General features: G+C 67.3%; 11 protein-coding genes. 2 read left to right on the plus strand and 9 right to left on the minus strand.

Annotated elements, in window-relative coordinates; all coding sequences use genetic code 11:
• Nucleotides 1-36: 36 nt before the first annotated feature.
• From glgA to G6O54_RS11425, 5 genes are all read right to left on the minus strand, one after another.
• Nucleotides 37-1,518: a glycogen synthase GlgA gene (gene glgA, locus G6O54_RS11405; RefSeq protein WP_165224954.1), complete on the minus strand. Its 1,482-nt coding sequence runs from the start codon at nt 1,516-1,518 to the stop codon at nt 37-39.
• A 112-nt stretch (nt 1,519-1,630) separates the two neighbouring features.
• Complete coding sequence (locus G6O54_RS11410) at nt 1,631-2,575, minus strand: Rad52/Rad22 family DNA repair protein (RefSeq protein ID WP_165224957.1); 945 nt, start codon at nt 2,573-2,575, stop codon at nt 1,631-1,633.
• 319 nt (nt 2,576-2,894) lie between these two features.
• Entirely contained in the window at nt 2,895-3,080 is a 186-nt protein-coding gene (locus tag G6O54_RS37850; protein ID WP_250846836.1) for a hypothetical protein, read from the minus strand.
• A gap of 85 nt (nt 3,081-3,165) precedes the next feature.
• Nucleotides 3,166-4,023: a hypothetical protein gene (locus tag G6O54_RS11420; RefSeq protein ID WP_165224963.1), complete on the minus strand. Its 858-nt coding sequence runs from the start codon at nt 4,021-4,023 to the stop codon at nt 3,166-3,168.
• Between the two features lie 451 nt (nt 4,024-4,474).
• The gene (locus G6O54_RS11425; RefSeq protein WP_165224966.1) at nt 4,475-8,155 is read right to left on the minus strand and encodes a patatin-like phospholipase domain-containing protein; all 3,681 of its coding nucleotides are present in this window, start codon (nt 8,153-8,155) and stop codon (nt 4,475-4,477) included.
• Nucleotides 8,156-8,560: 405 nt separating this feature from the next.
• Here G6O54_RS11425 and G6O54_RS11430 point away from each other — a divergent pair, with 405 nt between their 5' ends.
• Together G6O54_RS11430 and G6O54_RS11435 are read left to right on the plus strand one after the other, a co-directional pair.
• Nucleotides 8,561-10,132: a glycoside hydrolase family 172 protein gene (locus tag G6O54_RS11430; protein ID WP_165224969.1), complete on the plus strand. Its 1,572-nt coding sequence runs from the start codon at nt 8,561-8,563 to the stop codon at nt 10,130-10,132.
• Nucleotides 10,129-11,181 (plus strand): cellulase family glycosylhydrolase, encoded by a 1,053-nt coding sequence (locus G6O54_RS11435; RefSeq protein WP_165224972.1) that lies wholly within the window; start codon nt 10,129-10,131, stop codon nt 11,179-11,181. Before G6O54_RS11430 ends, G6O54_RS11435 begins: the two co-directional genes overlap by 4 nt.
• A 45-nt stretch (nt 11,182-11,226) precedes the next feature.
• Here the strand turns inward: G6O54_RS11435 and G6O54_RS11440 are convergent, their stop codons facing one another.
• The 4 genes from G6O54_RS11440 to G6O54_RS11455 form a co-directional block, all read right to left on the minus strand.
• Complete coding sequence (locus G6O54_RS11440) at nt 11,227-14,502, minus strand: efflux RND transporter permease subunit (RefSeq protein WP_165224975.1); 3,276 nt, start codon at nt 14,500-14,502, stop codon at nt 11,227-11,229.
• Nucleotides 14,499-18,386: an efflux RND transporter permease subunit gene (locus G6O54_RS11445; RefSeq protein ID WP_165224978.1), complete on the minus strand. Its 3,888-nt coding sequence runs from the start codon at nt 18,384-18,386 to the stop codon at nt 14,499-14,501. The genes G6O54_RS11440 and G6O54_RS11445 overlap by 4 nt, the downstream gene beginning before the upstream one ends.
• A 12-nt stretch (nt 18,387-18,398) precedes the next feature.
• Complete coding sequence (locus G6O54_RS11450) at nt 18,399-19,673, minus strand: efflux RND transporter periplasmic adaptor subunit (RefSeq protein WP_165224981.1); 1,275 nt, start codon at nt 19,671-19,673, stop codon at nt 18,399-18,401.
• Nucleotides 19,674-19,817: 144 nt separating this feature from the next.
• Nucleotides 19,818-20,432, minus strand: coding sequence for a Uma2 family endonuclease (locus G6O54_RS11455; protein ID WP_165224984.1), 615 nt, complete (start codon nt 20,430-20,432; stop codon nt 19,818-19,820).
• Between the last annotated feature and the right edge of the window lie 10 nt (nt 20,433-20,442).

Genomic DNA, 20,442 nt, shown 5'->3' on the forward strand with positions numbered 1-20,442 from the left:
AGCGGTTGACGGGGATGTGGGCGAGATGACGAAGAATCAAGCCGCCGGGCGGCGGACGCGCCGGGCAATCTCCTCATAGAGCCGGACATAGTCGCGGGCGCTGTGTTCCCACGACCAATCCGCCTTCATCCCATTTCGAACGAGGGCTTCCCAGACGGAGCGGTTTTCCCAAGTTGCCAGCGCGGTCTCGATCGCATTCCAGAGCGAGCCGGCGGTGGGCTCGACGAACGAGAAGCCGGTGGCTGTACCGTTGCCGAGGGTCCACGGGTCGAGATTGACCACCGTGTCCGCGAGTCCTCCGGTGGCCCGGACCAGGGGGACCGTACCGTGCGTCAGGCTATAGAGCTGGTTCAGGCCGCACGGCTCGAAGAGGCTGGGCATCAGGAAGAGGTCCGCACCCGCCTCGATCTGATGGGCCAGGTCGTCGGAAAACCCGAGGTACGCCCACACCTTGCCCTCGTGGCGGCTCGCAAGCTGGCCGAGGAGGTCGTGATACTTGGGATGACCGGTGCCGAGGACGACGAGCTGGACGTCGCGGTCGAGCAGCCGGTCGGCAACCTCCGCGAGGAGGTCCCATCCCTTCTGCGGGTCGAGGCGTCCGATCTGTGCCAGTAAGGGGACTTCGGGACGCCTCGGCAGCCCTGCGCGTTCCTGGAGCCAGGCCTTGCAGGCGGCCTTCCCCTCGCGGACGGTGGCGGCGTCGTAGTTGCGGGCGAGCATGGTCTCGCGGGCGGGGCTCCAGAGTTGTGGCTCGATCCCGTTGACGATCCCGTGGAGGTCCGCCGCACGGTCGCGGAGGAGTCCGTCGAGGCCACATCCGAGCGCGGGGGTCTGGATCTCTCGGGCGTAGGTCGGGCTTACGGTGGTGAGGATGTCCGAGAAGACCAATCCCGTCTTCATGAAGCTCAGCCGGCCGTAGAACTCCATCGCGCGATGGTTGAAGTACTTCCAGTCGAGGCCGGTGAGCGGCATGTCCCAGTGCCAGAAGAGGCCCAGGTAGGCGAGGTTGTGGATGGTCAGGAGACTTCCGGCGTCGGCCAGCTCCGGATATCTCCGATAGAGGGTCTTGAGATAGAGGGGGATCAGCCCGGTCTGCCAGTCGTTGCAATGGACGATGTCCGGGCGGATTCCCAGGAGGCGGATCGACTCGAGCACGGCGCGATCGAAGAAGACGAACCTCTCGCAGTTGTCGTCGAAGTCCCTGCCGCCCACCTGATAGAGATCGTCGCGGTCGAAGTACTCCGGCCGGTCCACCAGGTAGACCGGGACTTCAGAGCCCGGCAGTCGGCTCTCGTGGAGGAACGCCCGGACGACCTGGGATCCGACGGGGACCTCGAGGGTCAGTCCCGTGCCCCGGATCTCCGGTCCGGCGTTCCAGACGCGGCGATAGCACGGGATGAAGAGGCGGACGTCATGGCCGAGCAACCGGAGGGCGCGAGGCAGGGCGGCGGCGACGTCGGCGAGCCCCCCCGTCTTGGCGAACGGAACGGCTTCCGAGGCGACGCAGACGATGTTCATGGCGATTCGCCTCGCACGGAGAGGATGGTCGGCCAGTACGGTGCCAGACGACCGTAAAGGCCGGCCGGGCCGTTGGCAAGGGCCCGGTCCGGCCTCGGCTCGACGGTATCTCTCATCGGCTCCGGCCGGCGCGAGGTTGAGCGGGCTCCCGTTCGCGGCGAGGCGAGGTCGACGACCGGGCAGGGGGGCCGGCAGGGTCGGTCTGGGGCGCAGCGGCCGTTTCCCTGCCGGGCTTCGCGGGCCGTTCGGCCGGGGTTGTCTGGGCCGTCGCCTCCTTCCGGGGAGCCTCGGGGCCCGGCCTGGACGCGGGCCGCGAAGCCTGGAGCGCAATCCGAGCCTCGGCATAACCCCGCTGCACCTGGTCGGCGTCCCAATCGAGCATCCGGGTGGGGAGGTCCTCCCGCTTGCCCCAGTCGCTCACCAGACGGAGGAGGCCAAGGTCGTGCTTCTCGTCCTGCTGCTTGAGCCAGGCGAAGAGCGCCTTGCCGGTCTGAGGGGCCGTGGGCCCCTCCGCCGCCGGGCGGACGACCGGGCCGTTAGCCTCGGCCGCAGCGGCCGGCGAAGGGGGCGTCCTGGCTTCCTCTCCCGCGTGAGGGACGGAAGGCGATGCCGGGGCCGGGGCCGAAGGATGCGGAGCGTGGGGCCGATCCTTGGCCTGCGGGGCATTCGCGTGCAGCCAGTCGCGGACGAACCGGGGGATGCCGTCGCGGTAGAGATAGCGGCCGATGCCGAATTTCACCGCGGCGCGTTTGAACGCATCGGAGAATCCGCTCTTGTCATCGTCGCCGTGGTCGGACATGCCGGCGTACCCCCCGGCGTCCGACTTGGTCAGCGTGGTGCCGTCCGGCAGGCGGATGGTCAGCCGGCAGATGACGGAGTTCTCCTGGGGGCTGTACTCGTCCCACCAGTTGGCGGGACCGACCACGTCGTCGAGTCGGTTCATGACCGCCCGCGCCGTGACGTATTGTAGCTTCTGGTTGCCCTGGGGGCGGACGCGGACGTCCTCGTGCTCGAAGGGAGCGGCGAGGGCGGCGAAGAGATCGAGATGCTGTTCCATGGTGGTTCGCAACGGACACAGGACCAGGCGTCGCCTGGGAGTCTCGCGGAGGATTCCATCTCCCGCGTTCATTCCGTTGAAAGTGTAGGATCCGTCCCGGTCGAGAGGACCTTGCCACCGCAGGTCCGGGTCCATCGTCCCTCGAAATGAGATGAAACGGGGCTGGAGAGAAGCGGGACGGGTCAGCTTCGGTCGACTCGTCCCTACCGACGGACGACGATCGGGCCTCGAAGGCGAGGCCGGGAACGAAGCGTCCGTTCGAGACGGCGGGTATTCCCTCCGGTCGAACGGACGAATGAAGGTCCAGCGGCCTTGGAGGTCAGCTCAATCCCGAACCGGCGGGGCCGGGGGGCGAGAGGCTGGCGAGGGCTGTCGCCGTGGCCGCGGCGGGCCGATCCAGGGAGGCGAACTTGCCGTTCACCTTGAAGTCATACCTCCAGAGGATCAGCAGCATCAGCAGGCAGGCGATGAGGATGGCGGCCAGGGCCACTCCCAGCATCGCCACGAAGATGTCGCTCTTGGCGGCCGGGACAAGGACCCCCGGACGACGGCTCGCGGCGGCGGCACCGCCGCGACCGGCGGGCGCGGCCTTAGCTCCGCGGCTTGATCGTAGACGAGACAATGTCGCCCTCCCGCAATTTCTTGCCCTGGTAGGTGGTGCCGATCACCCGGCCGACGGCCTGGTCCGGATCGACCGAAATCACGCTGATCTTGCCGAGGTATTCGGGGCGAGGGGTCTCGCGGAACATGTACAGCTCGTGGCCGATCGACAGGCCGTCATCCGAGCCGATGCTGATCTCCACGCTCCGGTTCGACGCGTCCACCCGCTTGACCTGGCCGGTGACCGGCGGTGCGGCCTCGGTCCCCTTCACCGTGCTGATGTCGGTGGAGATCCCGTGCTGGGTCAGCAGCGACGTGAACTTTGCCACGCGATCCTTCAGGTCCGCGTTGTTCTTGTTGGCCGTCTCCAGGATCCGCTCGAGCTCGCGGATGCGGTCGAAGAGCTCGGCCTGCTTGAGCTTGTACTCATTGGCCTGCTTCTCCACCGCCGCCCGCTTCTCGCGGAGCTGGATGGCCTCGTTGCGGCTCGCCTCGGCCTCGGCCAGGGCGGTCTTCGCCGTGGTCTCGGCGCTGGCGACCTGGTTTCCGACCCGGGTGATCTCCTGGGTCTTCCCCGTGTTCTCCGTCTCCAGCGACTTGACCTGGTCCTCGAGCTGCTTCGTCAGCGTCTGGAACTTGCCCTTCTCCGCCTCGAGGTCCTTCTCCGCCGCGGCGACCGCCGCTTTCGCGGAATCCAGCTCGGTCTGGAGCTTGGTGGCGACGGCCTTCTGGGCCTCGCTGGTCTTCTTCCAGTCCCTGGCGGTCGTGAAGACGACCGTCGAGATGCCCAGGAAGAGCAGCGACAGCGCCATGATGAGCATGACGAGGATCTTGCCTACGAATGTCATGGTTCGATCCTACCATTCAAAGTAAGACGGCCTGCCGTGCTCCCGTGCGACATCGCCGCCACGAGTCGAGGATAGTTCCGGCCCGGACCGTAAATTCCCGGAGATGAGTCGGGGATGCCTCTGGCGGTTGTACCCCGCAAGGTTTGCGACCCTTGATTGAATGTAACTTCGCCAAACCTCCAGCGGCAAGTCATTTCCACGTCGGAACGTGAGCACCCGCAACGAGAAAGAACCCTTCCCCGCGCGCCTCCCGACTCCGGCTTGCCCAAATTTACCCCACTGCCGAGACGATGGCAAGTTACCCCATCGTCGGAAAGGTCGCTGCATCCCCTACCTTCATATCCGGGTAACCATTCAGATCTTATGTACTATACGTACGATCACTATTTTCGTCAAGATCTTCCTGCGGTGTTCTCGATACGATCGGTCCGAAGTTGGAGGTTGAGTCGTGCTAGCATGCGGACTGCCGTGGCTTGGCGACATCCGTCGCCTGTCCGGCAGCTTGTGGGTCTCTCGCCGAAGATCCTGATCGGAACCGGGACTGGCGCCGCCATTCGCACTCGATGGCACAGCCGATGTCGCAGCAATCGCCGGCCGAGTCCGGGTCGGTGGACCACCCGCTCGGAGCCGCCTCTCCTCGTGTGAGGTCATGGAGCGACGTTCGCATGACCGGATCGTGCATCAGCTCCGTCGCGATGTGCCGGCCGAGGAGTCGGTAGGTGTTCATCTTCGCGGGGGCGTAGAACTGATCGAGGGGATCGTCATCGGGGAACGTGGAGTCCGCGGCGGCGTGGAGGAGGCCGTCTCCCTCATCACCGGTCAGGGTCGGGCGGAGATAGACCAGCAGCCCTTCGGTCCCGTCGGGATAGAAGATCCGCGAGAAGAGATAATGTTCCTGGGCGAACGGATGGGCCGACTGAGACTGGTCCTTTCCCGCGGCCTCTTGCCGCCCCGACGCGTCCGACCCGAGCCCGAACGCCAGATTTCGAGCGGAGGCCCCGTCTCCGTTCGACGGGGGACACGTGCCAGGGTCTGACGAGATCCGCTTGCGGCCTTTCGAGCGGTTCACGGGGCGAACGAGGTCGAGTCCGATGGCCCCCCCGCGGTCGCAGCCCTCTCGGCCTCCCCTCGCGGCAAGCTGCTTCCTCTGCAGCCAGTGGCGATAGCCGTTCGAATTGAGGAAGGGTCCGAATTCGATGCCGTGTACCCCCGCCTGCTGGAGGACCTGGACGAGCGCATCGAAGCGATGCTCCGCACTCTCGGTCCGCTCTCCCTGGCTGCAATCCGACGCCACGATCAGCGAGCACCGGCGCTGCAGGAGCGCGTAGAGGCCCAGGTTCTCCACGTGCGCACCGTCGGTCAGCATGTAGCGGCTGTCGCCTCCGCAGTCGATGCCCAGCGATTGACCCACATGGAATCGCAGGCTCTCCCAGAGGCTCCGCCGCCTGTAACGTCCGGGGTCGTGCACCCAGTATCCGGTCTGGATATTGAGGAGGTGGAGGATGGCGGAGAGGGCCGGATTCGCCATGGTCCCGGGGGAAAGGAAGGCCCCGGAGGTGGCCACCATGTTGCCGAGGTCCAGATTGTTGCGGCGGGTGAACGAGGTCGCGGGGGCATCGCCGTTGAGCCAGTAGCCGGTCTCTCCGGAGCCCGCACCCAGCGGCGAGAACGTGAAAATGTCCTCCGTGAGGCTCGGCTCATCCCCGAGCGAACGATTCCCCTCCAGGGTCGCGTTGATGAGCAAGATCGGCGCTCGCCGCTCCTGGGATCCGTCCCGGGAAGCGCCGCCGGCTCCGAACTCGTGGCCTCGGTAGGTCCGGCCCGCCGCATGGAGCCAGTAGCACGACTCGTCGCGGCGCATCCTGGGTGTCTTGATCCAGCCATCGACGACATGCCTGCGGTAGAATTTCTGGAGCCCGAAGGTATTCGGGTCGACCGCACAGCAGAGCACCCAGAGGGCGAGAGCGATGGCCGCGACCCGAGCCCTCGTCCACTGGTCCTCGCTCCACACGGCCCAGGCGAAGATCTGCTTTTCCTTGGCGTGACGATCCAGGATGAGGTTCGGGAGGTAGAGCCGCAGCGCCTCGCGGTTGTTGTTTCGGACGGCGGCGGCGAGGATCGTCCTCCGGCCTTCGCTCGCGCCCTCGATGGCGCCGGCAAGTCTCCGGGCGTTGACGCGATAGGCCTCCAGGCCGGCCTTCCAGGCCAGCAACATCTCGGGCGTGAACTCCCTCTGCCGATCGATGTCGATGGGTGCGGGCCCCTCGACCGACTCAAGCTTCGTGTAGAGATTGGGACGGTTCAGGACCCTGTCGGAGACCCCCCGGGAGATCGCGAGCTGGACCTGATCGGCGTGCGACAAAAGGTCGTACAGCCTCGAGGGGGCCCTGCTCGGATCGATCCCGTTCCGGCGCCACGGCGTCTCCGGCCCGAGCCGCATGAGGTAGGGGGCCAGGCGTACGATCCAGGGCATCGAATCGAGGATCCGGATCTCCGCCGTCTCGGCCTTCTCCCGATGGAGCGGGAAGGGGACCTGATGCTCATCCTCGAGCCACGAGGAATCCGCGCCTGGGCCGGCCGCCCCGTCCTCGACCATCGGGCGTGCCGTCGCGTCGCGGGCCGACATCAGCGCGGCGGCGAACTCTCCCCATCCCGGGGCCCCGGGATCCTGCGCGTCCAGGGCGATCTGATCCCAGGCCCGCTCCCAGTTCCGGAACTCCGACGGGTGCAGGGCCGCCGCGGGCAGGGAATCGCGCCACTCGTAGTAGCCCGACACGTTCTCCCTCGCCACCGTGCTGTACAGGACGAAGATCAGGAGCAGGATGAACCCGTAACTGCAGAGGAAGATCACCACGCGGAAGACCGGCTCCAGCCCCCATCGGCGGAGGAACGATTCCCCCTGCTTGCACTCGTGGCCCTCGATCGCACGCGCACTCTGGAAGAGCTTCCTCGGGAAGAGGAAGACGGCCGAGATCAGGCCCAGGGCCGCGACCGCCACGCGATAGAGCTGGTCGCCGAGATGGCCGTATCGCTGCCCCTTCTCGAGCAGGCCCTGGAGCTCCTCCGGCGTATCACCGTACGAATCGAACTTGATATCGTTGGTTGCGACCAGCCCCGCGAAGCAGAAGAGGGCGACGAGCATCGGCACGAGCAGGACGTTCTGGAGGCCCTTCGAGTGCTCAGATTCCTCCAGGCTCGCGGTCGCCGATTCTCCCCCGACTCCCGACCGGGGAGGACCAATAGCCCGGAGGCTACGGACCACCCGGGACGCCAGGACCCTCAGGCAGAAGACGAGGATGGGGACGAAGAGGGCGATCAGGAACGCATACTGGAACCAGAATGGAAGTGCATGCCTATTCTCGTCGGGGACCTCCTCGTAACACATCCAGACGGCCGCCACGTATCCGATCACGGCCAGCGCCGTGTAGACGAACCAGAGCCCTCGCCTGTGTTTAAGCAGGCTCGATGTGTGGAACCCATAGCCCGTCAGGAAGATCACCAGCGAGATCCAGAACGGGACGAATCCCCTCGTCAGATCGGTTCGGAGCCCCACGACGTACCAGAATCGGTTCGACGTCGGCGCGTCGAGGATCCGCAGGACGAACGCGATCGTGGCCAGGAGCCCGACGATCAGGGCCCCGGTCTTGAGGAGCTGGAACGCCACGCCGAGGAACCACGCCCCGATCCCCCAGAGCCATCCGGGGACCGTCTTCGACGACAGGTCGACCCTCCCGAGCCAGGCGGCCCGGTCGCCCTCGTCCCACGGCCGGGCGGGCATCATGGACATCGCGAAGTGCCCGGCCACGTAACTACCGCCGGACACGCTCGAGACGTAGTCGAAGCACTCGAGGCAGCTCCGATCCAGGCTCGCGTCCCTGGCCGGGTGCATGGGCTTGCCGGGCGGCTCATGGGCCACGCGATCCAGCCCCTCGAGGAGGCCGAGATTGAAGCAGGCGGAACGGATCCCCCCGCCGGAAAGGCTCAGGCCCGTCGTTTCGAGGATCGAGTCCTCTCCCGTCACCCGCGACGCGGGCTCGAATCCCGCTCCACCCCTCGCCTGTCGGCGATCGACGATCTCCTCCGCCTCCGCCGCCTGGAATCGTCGGAAATCCACGGGATCGTCCGAACTCATCGCCACCCTCGTATCCGGATGTGGAGAACGCAACGGCCATGACAAGGCACATGAGGTCGCCTATTCTCGCATCCATGGCTCCTGGGGTTCCAGCAAAAATTTGATAAGATGCCGCCAGGCCGCCTAATCACGGATTTCCCCTGTCCGCATGAAGCTGGCCGGGCCCGACTTGCCGTCTCTCCGTCCTGTCGCGACGCATGCCGTGCTACTCGGGGAGGTCTGGTTATCCGTCGCGCTTCGACCCGCCGTGGCGTTGCGGGCCGCACCTGCGCCGGGTAGGTTGACGGCGAGGCGGCGATGAGGCCGACCCGCTCGGCGCGCCGCGATCCTCCGAATCCACCATCAAGGGCCGTCCCGGCGGGCGACGAGAGGTCGATCGCGGGGCGGTTCCCCGGGGAGGACGACATGGGCCTTTCCGCACGCGTCATGGCCAGACCGGTGGTCTTCACCGTGGGGTTGCTCGCCGCGACCGCTCTCGCCAGGGGACAGTCGCCCGGGGACCTGTCGGATCTGTCGCGCCTGGAGCCGGGGCGGACGGCGGCCGTGAATTCACTCTGGATCGAGAATCCGCTGTCGGCTCGGTTCAACGCCGCGAATCACGTGACCGTCGCCGAGATCGCCGGTCCCGCCCAGATCACGATGATTCACTTCGCCTTGCCCGCCAGCGAGGTCGGGGCCCCGATCCGCCGCCTCGATCGGGACGCCGTCCTGCGGATCTACTGGGACGGCGAGACGACGCCGAGCGTCGACGTGCCGCTGGTGGACTTCTTCTGCGACCCGGCCGGCCTGCGAGACCGGGTGAACACCGCCGTCGTGAACAAGAAACGAGGCTTCAACGCCTACTTCCCCATGCCCTTCCGCAAGTCGGCGAGGGTTGAGCTCGTCTACGACGGCCCGATCCCTCCCGGCGACGAGCTCTGGCGGATCATGCCCTGCTACAGCTACGTCATGTATCGGGCCCTGGAATCGGTCCCGAGCGATCGCGGCTACTTCCACGCCTCGTGGCGCCAGGAGGCCCTCAAGCTGGGCACGAAGGACTACCTCGCGCTCGAGGCGAAGGGGAGGGGCAAGTTCGTCGGCTGGAACGTCAGCCTGCGGCTCCCGGGCCGGGATGGCTATCCCGTGGACATGAATGAGAAGTTCCAGGTCGATGGCGAAGACGTGCCTTCCGTCGAGCTCCAGGGGATCGAGGACTCGTTCGGCTTCTCCTGGGGCTTCCCGCCGGCCGAGAACGAGTTCCCGCTCACCGGGTACTTCCCGTTCTTGAAGGGGGCCGCGGCCTATCGCTTCTTCGTCCAGGATGCGATCTCATTCGAGAAGGGCCTTCGGGTGACGATCGGATTCGGGGAGCATGAGGATCCCATGTTCCGCCGCGAATTCTCGAAGTTCGGGACCGCTCTCCAGCTCTCGAGCACCTGCTACTGGTATCAGGTTGAGCCGCACGCCCCGCTGCCCGCATTACCCCCCTCGGCCGAGCGGAAACCCGGCCCCGAGGAACCGTTCTGGCCGGAGATCGAGCCGTTGCCGACGCCCCGCGAGCTGAGGGAACGGGGCGTGAAATTATACGTCTGCTGCGGCCGCCCGAAGGGAGAGGTGATCCTTGCCGAGCCCGGCTTCGCCCTGGCCGATGCGAAAGGCGAGACGTTCGCCGGCTGGCCGGGTTCGGTCTACTACTGCCGGTCCGGCGTGAAGGCCCTGGAGATGACCCTCCGCGTCCCGCCCGGCGCTCGCGGGATGGTGCGTCTCCACTTCCTCGACCCCGACCGGTTCCAGGGGGGACGAAAGCAGACGATCCTCGTCGCCGGCAGGTCGGTCGGCACCTTCGAGGGATTCGTCGATGGCCGCTGGATCGAGGTTCCCGTCTCCCCCGCCGACACCGCCGCCGGCGCCGTGACGATCCGCGTGGAGAATGCACGCGATGTCGGCAATGCAGTGCTCTCGATCGCGGAATGGGTGGAAGGGAAGAATTCAAGATGAAAGCACATTCCAGCGCTTCTCGCCGAGATGCCCTCCGGGCGGCCGCGGGGATCATCGCCATGGCGTCGGGCCTCCGGTCGGCGGCCTCGTGCGCCGAGGGGCCGGCGAAGCTGCACCGGTATGAGGATTACGGCTGGCTCCGGGGCTTCAATGTGGTCCCGTCCTGGGGGGCCAGGATCGAGGACGCCTGGTGGTTCTACGACCCCGGCCGGATGCGCGCGGAGCTTGCCCCGGCGACCCGGATGCATGCCAATTGCATCCGCCTCTGGATCGAATTCACGGCCTGGATGCGCGACCCGGAGAAGGTTACGGCCGCCTTCCTGGACGCGGTGGCCGCCATCGCCGAGGCCGGCATGAAGGCGATGCCCTGCCTCTTCAACCGCTGGCACGACGACCGGTATGACTACGGGGGGACCTATACCGAGACCCTCTTCCGGGACTGGACCCCGCAGCTCGACTACGTGCGATCGCTCGTGAAGCCCCTGGCGGCCGACGACCGGGTGCTCGCCTGGGACCTCTGCAACGAGCCCCAGGCCCAGGGGCTGGAGTCGCCCGTGGATCGCAAGGAGCACGAATGGCTGACGGCCGTGGCCGCGGCGGTTCGCGCCGGAGGGGCTCGTCAGCCGATCCTGATCGGCACGATGTCGGGTCGGAATGTCGAAGTGTATGCCCCGTTGGTGGACGTCCTCTGCGGCCATCCCTACGCTCATGATCGGGCGGCCCTGCGTGCCCGTCTCGATGAAATCGAGACGCAGCGAAAGGCATGGAAGAAGCCGTTCCTGGTCAACGAGTGCCTGCCGGGGAGTCTCGACGACATGGCCCGAGCGGCGATGATTCGCTTCTCGACCGAGATGCTCGCGGCGGCCGGAGTCGGCTGGATGGGCTGGGCCCTCCGCGAAGGCCGGGCGATCTCGACCCGCCGCGATCGGTACGACGGCAACGGCCTGAACGGCCAGGGATTTCATCCCTTCGTTACGGCCGCCGGCAATCTTCGGGGCGGCCTCGAGTTTCTCACCGAGCCGCCTGCCCGCCGGCCGCCTTGGGGATGACCGCGGCGTTCCGGACGCGGCAATTTCCACTCGCCCGGGGCTCCTTCACGAGGGCCTCTCGGTGTTCGCGGAAGGTCCCCTCAGCCTCCGAATCGCATAGAAGAAGATCGGCGTCAGAAAGATACCGAAGATCGTGACCCCGAGCATGCCGCTGAACACGGCCAGGCCGAGCGCCCGCCGCATCTCGGCGCCGGCGCCGTGGGAGACGACCAGGGGGACGACGCCGAAGATGAAGGCGAACGAGGTCATCAGGATCGGGCGGAGCCGCAGGCGCGAGGCGTCGAGCGACGCCTTGTAGGGATCCTCGCCCTCTTCCTCACGCTGCTTGGCGAACTCGACGATCAGGATCGCGTTCTTGCTCGAGAGGCCGACCAGGACCACGAAGCCGATCTGCGTGAACAGGTTCATCTCCGCGCCGGCGAGATTCAGGCCGATGATCGCGCTCAGGAGGCACATCGGCACGACCAGGATCACCGCCATGGGCAAGGACCAGCTCTCGTACTGGGCGGCGAGCACGAGGAAGACGAAGACCACCGCCAGGGCGAAGACGTAGATGGCCGTGTTCCCCGCGGCGCGCTCCAGGTAGGTCAGCTCGGTCCATTCGGTGGCCATCGATCGGGGCAACTCCTGGGCTGCGATCTGGTCCATCAGGGCGTTCGCCTCTCCGGAACTCGTCCCGGGCGCGGGGGAGCCCGTGATGGCCACGGCGGGATACATGTTGTAGCGGAGGACCATCACCGGGCCGCTCGTGTTCCGGACCGAAAGCAGGGTTCCCAGCAGGATCATGTCCCCGCGACGGTTCCGGACCCGAAGCCGCTCTATGTCCGCCGGGCTGGCGCGGAAGGACTGGTCGGCCTGGATGTTCACCTGCCAGGTCCGGCCGAACTCGTTGAAGTTGTTCACGTAGTACGATCCGACAAAAAGCTGGAGGGTGTTGAACAGCTCGCTCACGGACACGCCCAGCGCCACGCACTTGGTGCGGTCGATCTCGAGGTGCAGCCAGGGCGTATTCGACCGCACGCTGCCGGCGAGGTCGCGGAGGCCCTCGGTCCGGTTCCCGCGCGAGGTCACGCGGTCGACGACCCGGGCGAGCTCCTCGGTCCCGAGGTGGCCGCGGTCCTCGACGATCATCTTGAAGCCGCCGGTGGTTCCGAGGCCTTCGATCGGGGGCGGCAGGAAGGGCGTCACGATCGCGCCCCGGACCTCGCGGCGGCACCGCCTCAGGATGTCGGCGGCGATCGCGTCGGCAGACAATCCGGGGCGGCGCTCGAATTCGTCGAGGATGACGTACAGCGAGCCGAGATTCGCGGAGTTGGCGTTGAGGATCAGCGACTGCCCGGCCACGCCCACGGTGTGGGCCACGCCGCGGGTCGATCCGGCGATCGACTCGATCCGGCCGATGGCGCGCTCGGTCCGCTCCATCGAGGCGGAATCCGGGAGCTGGACGCTGAGCAGCAGGTAGCCCTTATCCTGCTGCGGGATGAAGCCCGTGGGGATCCGGACGAACTCGAAGTAGGTCAGCACCAGCAGGCCGGCGTAGACGAGGAGGGCGATCAGGCTGGCGCGGATCAGGCCGGAAACCACCTTCGTGTAGAGGGTCGTTCCCGCCTCGAAGGTCCTGTTGAAGAGCCTGAAGAACCAGCCCAGGGCCAGGTTCAGGCCCCGGGCGATCAGGTCCGGCTTCGCGTGCCGGGGCTTGAGGAGGATGGCGGCGAGAGCGGGGCTGAGAGTGAGCGAGTTGAAGGCCGAGATGACGGTGGAGACGGCGATGGTGACGGCGAACTGTCGGAAGAACTGCCCGGTGATGCCGGAGATGAAGGCGCAGGGAACGAAGACGGCGCAGAGGACGAGTGCGACGGCGATGACCGGTCCGGTGACCTCGTCCATGGCCTTCCTGGCGGCGTCGCGAGGGGAGAGGCCCTCCTCGAGCCAGCGCTCGACGTTCTCGACGACGACGATGGCGTCGTCGACCACGATCCCGATCGCCAGGACCAGGCCGAACAGCGACAGGTTGTTGAGCGAGAACCCGAGCGCGGACATTACCGGGAAGGTGCCGATGATGGCGACCGGCACGGCCACCAGAGGGATGACCGTCGCCCGCCAGTTCTGGAGGAACGCCAGCACCACGATGGCGACGAGGATGATGGCGTCGCGGAGGGTCTTGTAGACCTCCGCGATCGAGTCGCGGATGAACGGTGTGGTGTCGTAGACGATCCGGTAATCCAGCCCGTCGGGGAACCGCTGCTTCAGCTCCTCCATCCGGGCGTAGATCCCGCGCGCCGTCTCGAGCGCATTGGAGCCGGGGAGCTGGAAGATCGACAGGGCGACCGACGGCTTGCCGTCGAGCGTACAGGACTGGTTGTATTGCTGCGAGCCGAGCTCGACGCGGGCGACGTCGCGGAGTCGGACGATCCCCACGGCCTGGGGCGGGGCCGTGGAGGACCCGGCCGTGGCGGCCGTCGCCACGGCGGCCGAGGACCCGCCGGAGCCGCTCGTCGCCCCTCCTCCCGCGGCCGCGCCGACGGGAAGGTCCTGGGTCAGGGGCGTGTCGGTCCCGGCCTTGAGGATGATGTCGGCGAATTGATCCGGATCCGTCAGCCGGCCCAGGGTGTTGATCGTGAGCTGGTACTGCTGCCCCTTGGGCACCGGCTGCTGGCCGATCTGGCCGGCGGCGACCTGGACGTTTTGCTGGGCGATCGCCGTCGCGACGTCCGTCGCCGAGAGTCCGAGCGAGGCGAGCTTGTCCGGGTCGAGCCAGGCGCGGAGGCTGTAGTCCCGCTGGCCGATGTAGTTGATCCCGGCCACGCCCGGCAGCCGGCCGATCTCGTCCTTGAGGTAGATCGTCGCGTAATTGCTCAGGAAGAGGTTGTCGTAGCGGCCGTCGGGGGAGACCAGGTTGATGATCATCATCGTGCTGGGGGACATCTTCCGCACGTTGATGCCCTCGCTCTGGACCAGTGCGGGGATGACCGGGAGCGCCAGCGAGACGCGGTTCTGCACCAGGACCTGGGCCATGTCGGAATCGACGCCGGCCTGGAAGGTGACCGTCAGGTTGTAGGCACCGTCATTCGTGGATTGCGAGGACATGTAGATCATGCCCTCGACGCCGCTGACCTGGGCCTCGATGGGCGCGGCGACCGTGTCCTCCACGGTCCGGGAGTTGGCCCCGGGATAGAGAGCCGTCACCTGGACCGTCGGCGGAGCGACCTCGGGATACTGGGCCACCGGGAGCGTCCAGGCCGCCACGCCCCCCGCCAGGACGAAGACGATCGAGAGGACCGAGGCGAAGATCGGCCTGTCGATGAAGAAGTGCGAGATCACTTCGGTTCGCCTCCCGGCGGTAGGGCCTCGGCGGGGTGTTCGGGTCGGTCGGGCGAGGGGCCCCGGTCGACCGTGCCGGCGATGCGGGCCTTGCGGGATTCCATGCGGCCAATGGCCAGTGCTCCGACGAAGATCCCGACCGGCGCCGTGGCCAGGGGGAGCCAGGCCGGCGTGCCCGGCCGGACCCGCGTCACCAGCCAGCCCAGGGCCATGGCCAGCCCGCCGGCGATTGCCAGCGAGCCGACCCAGCGGACGCTCCGCGCCGAGAAGAGGCTCGCCTCGCTCAGCCCCTGGATCACGTAGAAGAACACCGGTGTGAGGAAGATGCCGAAGAGCGTCACCCCGAGCATCCCGCTGAAGACGGCCGTCCCCAGCGAACGCCGCATCTCCGCCCCGGCGCCTTGGGCGGTGACCAGCGGGACCACGCCCAGGATGAACGCGAACGAGGTCATCAGGATCGGCCGCAGTCGCAGCCGGGATGCCTCCACCGTGGCCTCGTAGACGGGCTGGCCGCGGCCCCGCAGCTCGCGCGCGAACTCGACGATCAGGATTGCGTTCTTGCAGGCGAGGCCCACCAGCACGACCAGGCCGATCTGCACGAAAATGTTCACCGACGACCCGGAATAGAGCACGCCGACCACCGAGCAGAGCAGGCAGAGGGGCACGACCAGGATCACGGCCAGGGGCAGCGACCAGCTCTCGTACAGGGCCGCCAGGGCCAGGAAGACGCAGGCGACGGCGAAGGCGAAGACGTAGATCGCCGTGTTGCCGGCGCGGATCTGCATGAACATCAGCTCGGTCCACTCCGTCAGCATCGACCGCGGCAGCTCTCGCTCGGCCAGTGCCTCGATCTGATCGATGGCGGTCCCCGTGCTCAGTTGCGGCAACACGTTGCCGGTGATGGGCGCGGCGACCGCCAGGTTGTATCGCGTCAGGAAGACGGGCCCGCCGATCTGGCGGACCCTCGTCAGGGTGCCCAGGGGGACCATGCCTCCCCAGCGGTTGCGGACCTCCAGCAGGTTGATCTTATCCACCCGGTCGCGATAGACCCCCTCGGCCTGGAGGTTCACCTGCCAGTAGCGGCCGAAGGCGTTGAAGCTGTTGACGTAGAGCGAGCCGAGGAAGATCTGGAGAGTCTGGTTCACATCGTCCAGCGAGATCCCCATCGCCTGGACCTTGGTCCGGTCGATGTCCATGAAGAGCTGGGGAGTGTTGGAACGGAACTGGGTGGAGACGCCACTCAGGCCGGACATCTTGGCAATCCCGGCGGTCAGGCCGTCGGTATGCCGCTGGAGGTTGTCCGGTCCCATGCCGGCCCTGTCTTCGACCATCAGGCGGAAGCCGCCGGCCACGCTCAGGCCCGGGATCGCCGGGGCGCCGAAGACGACGACCTGGGCGTCCTCGACCTGAGTCCGCCAGGCGCGGCGGAGCCGGGCCATGATCGCCGTGTCCTTCAAGTCTGGGCTCCGCCGTTCGTCGAACGGTTTCAGGATCACGAACATCGAGCCGAAGTTCGAGCTGTTGGCCGATTGCACGAACGAGATCCCGGAGATCGCGATCGCGTGCGCCACCCCCGGCGTGTTGCGGGTGATCTCGCTGACCTTCGACATCGCCTGCTGCGTCCACTCGAGCGAGGCCGAGTCCGGGAGTTGCACGTTCACGATCAGGCGGCCCTGGTCCTGCTCCGGGACGAAGCCCGTCGGCGCCGAGCCGAAGACGCGAAAGGTCAGGAAGAGGAGCCCGCCATAGACCAGCCCAACGACCAGGGCACCACGGGCCAGCCGGCCGACGGCCCAGGCGTATCCCGCCGTCGCACGCCCGAAGGTGGCGTTGAAGAGGCGGAAGAACCAGCCGAGCGCGAAGGCGAGCACTCGGGCGAGGATGTCCGGCTTCGCCGAGTGCGGCTTGAGGAGGATGGCGGCGAGAGCGGGGCTGAGGGTGAGGGAGTTGAAGGCCGAGATGACGGTGGAGACGGCGATGGTGACGGCGAACTGGCGGAAGAACTGCCCGGTGATGCCGGAGATGAAGGCGCAGGGCACGAAGACGGCGCAGAGGACGAGTGCGACGGCGATGACCGGTCCGGTGACCTCGTCCATGGCCTTCCTGGCGGCGTCGCGAGGGGAGAGGCCCTCCTCGAGCCAGCGCTCGACGTTCTCGACGACGACGATGGCGTCGTCGACCACGATCCCGATCGCCAGCACCAGGCCGAAGAGGGATATGTTATTGAGGCTGAACCTCAGCGCCGCCATGACGGAGAAGGTGCCGACGATGGCGACCGGCACGGCCGCGAGCGGGATCAGCACCGCCCGCCAGTTCTGGAGGAAGGCCAGCACGACCAGGGCGACCAGGACGATCGCCTCGAAGAGCGTGCGGACGACCTCCGCGACCGACTCCCGGATGAACGGCGTGGTGTCGTAGGGGATGGCGTAGTCGACGCCCTCGGGAAACCGGGTCGAGAGCTGTTTCACCCGGAGTTTGACCGCATCCGCCACGTCGAGCGCATTGGTCCCGGGGAGCTGGTAGATCGCCAGACCGACCGCCTGCCGACCGTCGAAGGTGCAGGACTGATTGTAGTTCTGGGCCCCCATCTCGATCCGGGCGACGTCGCGAAGCCGGATGATCGCGTCGGATGGCCGCCTCGGTCCCGAGATCGTCGAGGAGCCGTGGACCTGGCCGGAGCCGAGTGCGGAGCCGACCCGGCGGCCGCTGGCGGCGGAGGAGTCATCGGCGTCCGCCCCCTGGGTCGACTGGCTCGTCGTCGCGGTCGCCCCGCCGCCGGTCGTGCCCCCGCCGCCGGTCGACGAGGCGCCGGCGAAGACGCTGACCGTCCCCGTCAGTCCCGTGGCTCCCGCCGGGGTGAAGACGCTGGCGGTGCCGGTCGTGGACGACGTGACCGCGACCGGCGGGGCGGTCCGGGTCATGTCGATCGAGGTCATCCCCGGCAAGGTCCCGTTCTGAAGCTGGGTCACCAGGCTGGGGGCCGAGTCCTCCACCGGAGGCGAGCCGGCGGGCCCGGGGGGCGTACCCGTGGCCCCCCCCGCCGAATTTCCGTTGGAGGTCGACGCCGACGCGCCCGCGATCCCGGCCATCGTCGCGCCGGGGATCGGGCTGGCGGACTCCGCGCGGACGATGATCTCGCCGAACTGCTCCGGCGTGGAGAGCCGTCCCAGCGTGTCGAGCGGGAGCTGCCAGGCCTGCCCCGGCGCGATCGGAGGCTGGCCGATCTGACCGGGCGCGGCCGCGAGGTTCTGCTGCCGGACCGCCGCGGCCACGTCCATGGCGGTCATGTTGCGTGCCGCCAGCTTCTGAGGGTCGAGCCAGGCCCGGATGCTGTAGTCGCGCTGGCCGATGAAGTTGATGTCCGAGACCCCGGGGACGCGGAGGATCTCGTCCCGGAGGTTCACCATCGCGTAGTTGCTCAGGTAGATGTCGTCATAGCGGCCGTCGGGGGAGAAGATCGCCATCACCATCAGGATGTCGGGGGTCTTCTTCTTGATGGTGATGCCCTGATTCTGGACCGAATTGGGCAGCAGCGGCATGGCCAGCGAGACGCGGTTCTGGACCATCACGAGAGCGGTGTTCAGGTCGGTGCCCAGCTCGAAAGTGACGGTCAGCGTGTAGGAGCCGTCGTTCCCCATCCGCGAGGACATGTAGAGCATGTTCTCCACGCCGTTGACCTGCTGCTCGATGGGCGCCGCCACGGTATCCGCCACGACCAGCGCGCTGGCGCCGGGATAGTTGATCGAGACCTGCACTGTCGGCGGCGTGATCGGCGGGTACTGCGCGACCGGCAGCGCCAGCAGCGCGAGCCCGCCGGCCAGGGTCATCACGACCGAGAGGACCGTGGCGAAGATCGGTCGATCGATGAAGAAATGGGAGATCATGGATGGCCGTTCTCAGGGTGACGGTCGGCCAGCCGGCTGGGCCGAGGCCGGCTTCTCGGTGCCCTGCGATCCCCGCGCCGGGGCTTGCGTCGGCCCCCCCGCCTCCGCGGCCGGCTGGGCGAGGGTCGGCATGGGAGTCTCCTCCGGGACGATCGCGGCCTTCGCGCTCACCTGCTGGAGGCCGCCGACGACGACCTGCTCGTCCCCCTTCAAGCCCTCGGTGATCACTCTCAGGCCATCCTCCTGGAGGGCCCCCGTGGAGACGCGGCGGTACTCCGCCTTGTGATCCGGCCCGACGACGAAGACATAGCGGATGCCCTGGTCCGAGAGGATCGCCCGGTCGATCACGAGCGCCGCGTCGTGGGGCTCGCCGATCGGCAGGCGGATCCGGACGAACATCCCCGGCGAGAGCACTCGGACGCCCTTGTCCGGCTTCGGGTTGGCAAACACGCCGCGAAGCAGGATGCTCCCGGTCGTCGGGTTGACCTGATTGTTGACGAAATCGATCTCGCCTTCGTGTGGGAACCCCGTCTCGCCCTGAAGGCCCATGAAGACGACGATCCTGCGGCCGCTGCTCCGGGGCTGGATCCGGCCCTCGTTGATTGCGCGGCGGATCCGGAGGATGGTCGGTTCATCGACGTCGAAGTAGGCAAACATCGGGTCCAGCGAGACGACCGTCGTGAGCAGCGTCTGGTCCTGGTTGACGAGGTTGCCGAGGGTCAGGAAGTACCGGCTCACCATCCCGTCGATGGGCGAGATGACGCGAGTGAACTCCTGGTTGAGGCGGTAGACCTCCATGTTCTTCTCATAGGCGTTCACCCGCGCCTGGGCCTCCTCGACGGCCGCCTCCTCCTGGTCGAGCTGCTGGCGGCTGACGGCGTTGGGGGTGATCCGGTTGATCGCCACGTCGCGGGCGAGCGTGGACTTGGCCAGCTTGAGCTGGGCCTGGTAGAGGTTCACCTGACCGGCCGCCTGGTCGAGCTGGGCCTTGTACGGCCGGGGATCGATGACGAAGAGCAGATCGCCGGCCTTGACCTCCGTGCCTTCCTTGAACGGCATCTCGACGAGATAACCCGTGGACCGGGGTCGGATGTCCACCGACTGCACGGCCTCGGTTCGGCCCGTGAATTCGACGTAGTCCGTGATCTTCCGAGTCACCGGCCTGCTGACGGGGATCGACGGCGGCTCCGCCGGGGCGGCCTGCGGCGTCCGGCGGGCGCAGCCGGCCGCCAGTGTCGCGAGGAGGACGCAGAGGCCGCGGCGCGCGACGGGGGCGTTCCAGATCATCGTGAGTGTCGTCTCGGGGCCAGGGACGCGGTTCCGGCGTGTCGAGAGGTCGCCGTAACGACGGACTGCAAGGGCCGTGCCATTGTCCACGGGAGATCGGTCGGCTTCCAGGGGCAGGGAGACGCCCCGACGTGTTTCGAGCCCTTACCGAGGCGGCTCGGGGCTGGCTTCATCGTGACGGGTCTTCTCGGCTGGCCGGGCGGGCGGGAGGATGCCGCGAATCGGGCAGGTGAAGCCGGGAAGCGCATTCTCGCCGGACAGGCTGTCGGCCTCGAGGAGGCGGGCCACCGAGCCATCGCCACGGTAGATCATGACGGACCGGGATTCGGGATAGATCACCCAGATCAGGGGAATCCCCGCGATTCGGTAGTCCGCCAGCTTCTCCTCGAGTTCGGAAGCCCGATCCTTCGGGGAGACCACTTCAACGGCGAGGTCGGGAGCGATGGTGATCCAGCCCGTGGGCACCACATCGTCGGGGAGCCGGTTTCTCTTGATGAACGAGATGTCGGGCTTGCGGACCATCCTGGGGTCATGAGGGAAGCACTGATAGCCGGCCTCCGACGGGAATAGCCAGCCCGCGGCGTGATGCTTGTTGAACTGGCCAAGGCGAAGGAAGAGTTCTCCGGAGACCCACGATGATTCCGCCCCCATGTTCATCTCCCGCAGCCGGCCTCGAACGAGCTCATGGCCCTTCTGGTCGGGCAAGTCCAGGAACTGGTCCGGCGTATACAGGGCCTCGAGGGCGACGGCTGTGGCCATGTTCCGTTTC

Origin of the sequence: Aquisphaera insulae, from assembly GCF_011064615.1 — a bacterium.
GTDB classification, from domain to species: Bacteria; Planctomycetota; Planctomycetia; order Isosphaerales; family Isosphaeraceae; genus Aquisphaera; species Aquisphaera insulae.

Bases quoted from the DNA above. Each gene is read 5' to 3' on its own strand.
- G6O54_RS11450 (WP_165224981.1), bottom strand. From the start codon at position 19,673: ATGATCTGGAACGCCCCCGTCGCGCGCCGCGGCCTCTGCGTCCTCCTC.
- G6O54_RS11455 (WP_165224984.1), bottom strand. From the start codon at position 20,432: ATGGCCACAGCCGTCGCCCTCGAGGCCCTGTATACGCCGGACCAGTTC.
- G6O54_RS11425 (WP_165224966.1), bottom strand. From the start codon at position 8,155: ATGAGTTCGGACGATCCCGTGGATTTCCGACGATTCCAGGCGGCGGAG.
- G6O54_RS11430 (WP_165224969.1), top strand. From the start codon at position 8,561: ATGGGCCTTTCCGCACGCGTCATGGCCAGACCGGTGGTCTTCACCGTG.
- G6O54_RS11420 (WP_165224963.1), bottom strand. From the start codon at position 4,023: ATGACATTCGTAGGCAAGATCCTCGTCATGCTCATCATGGCGCTGTCG.
- G6O54_RS11410 (WP_165224957.1), bottom strand. From the start codon at position 2,575: ATGGAACAGCATCTCGATCTCTTCGCCGCCCTCGCCGCTCCCTTCGAG.
- glgA (WP_165224954.1), bottom strand. From the start codon at position 1,518: ATGAACATCGTCTGCGTCGCCTCGGAAGCCGTTCCGTTCGCCAAGACG.
- G6O54_RS11445 (WP_165224978.1), bottom strand. From the start codon at position 18,386: ATGATCTCCCATTTCTTCATCGATCGACCGATCTTCGCCACGGTCCTC.
- G6O54_RS11435 (WP_165224972.1), top strand. From the start codon at position 10,129: ATGAAAGCACATTCCAGCGCTTCTCGCCGAGATGCCCTCCGGGCGGCC.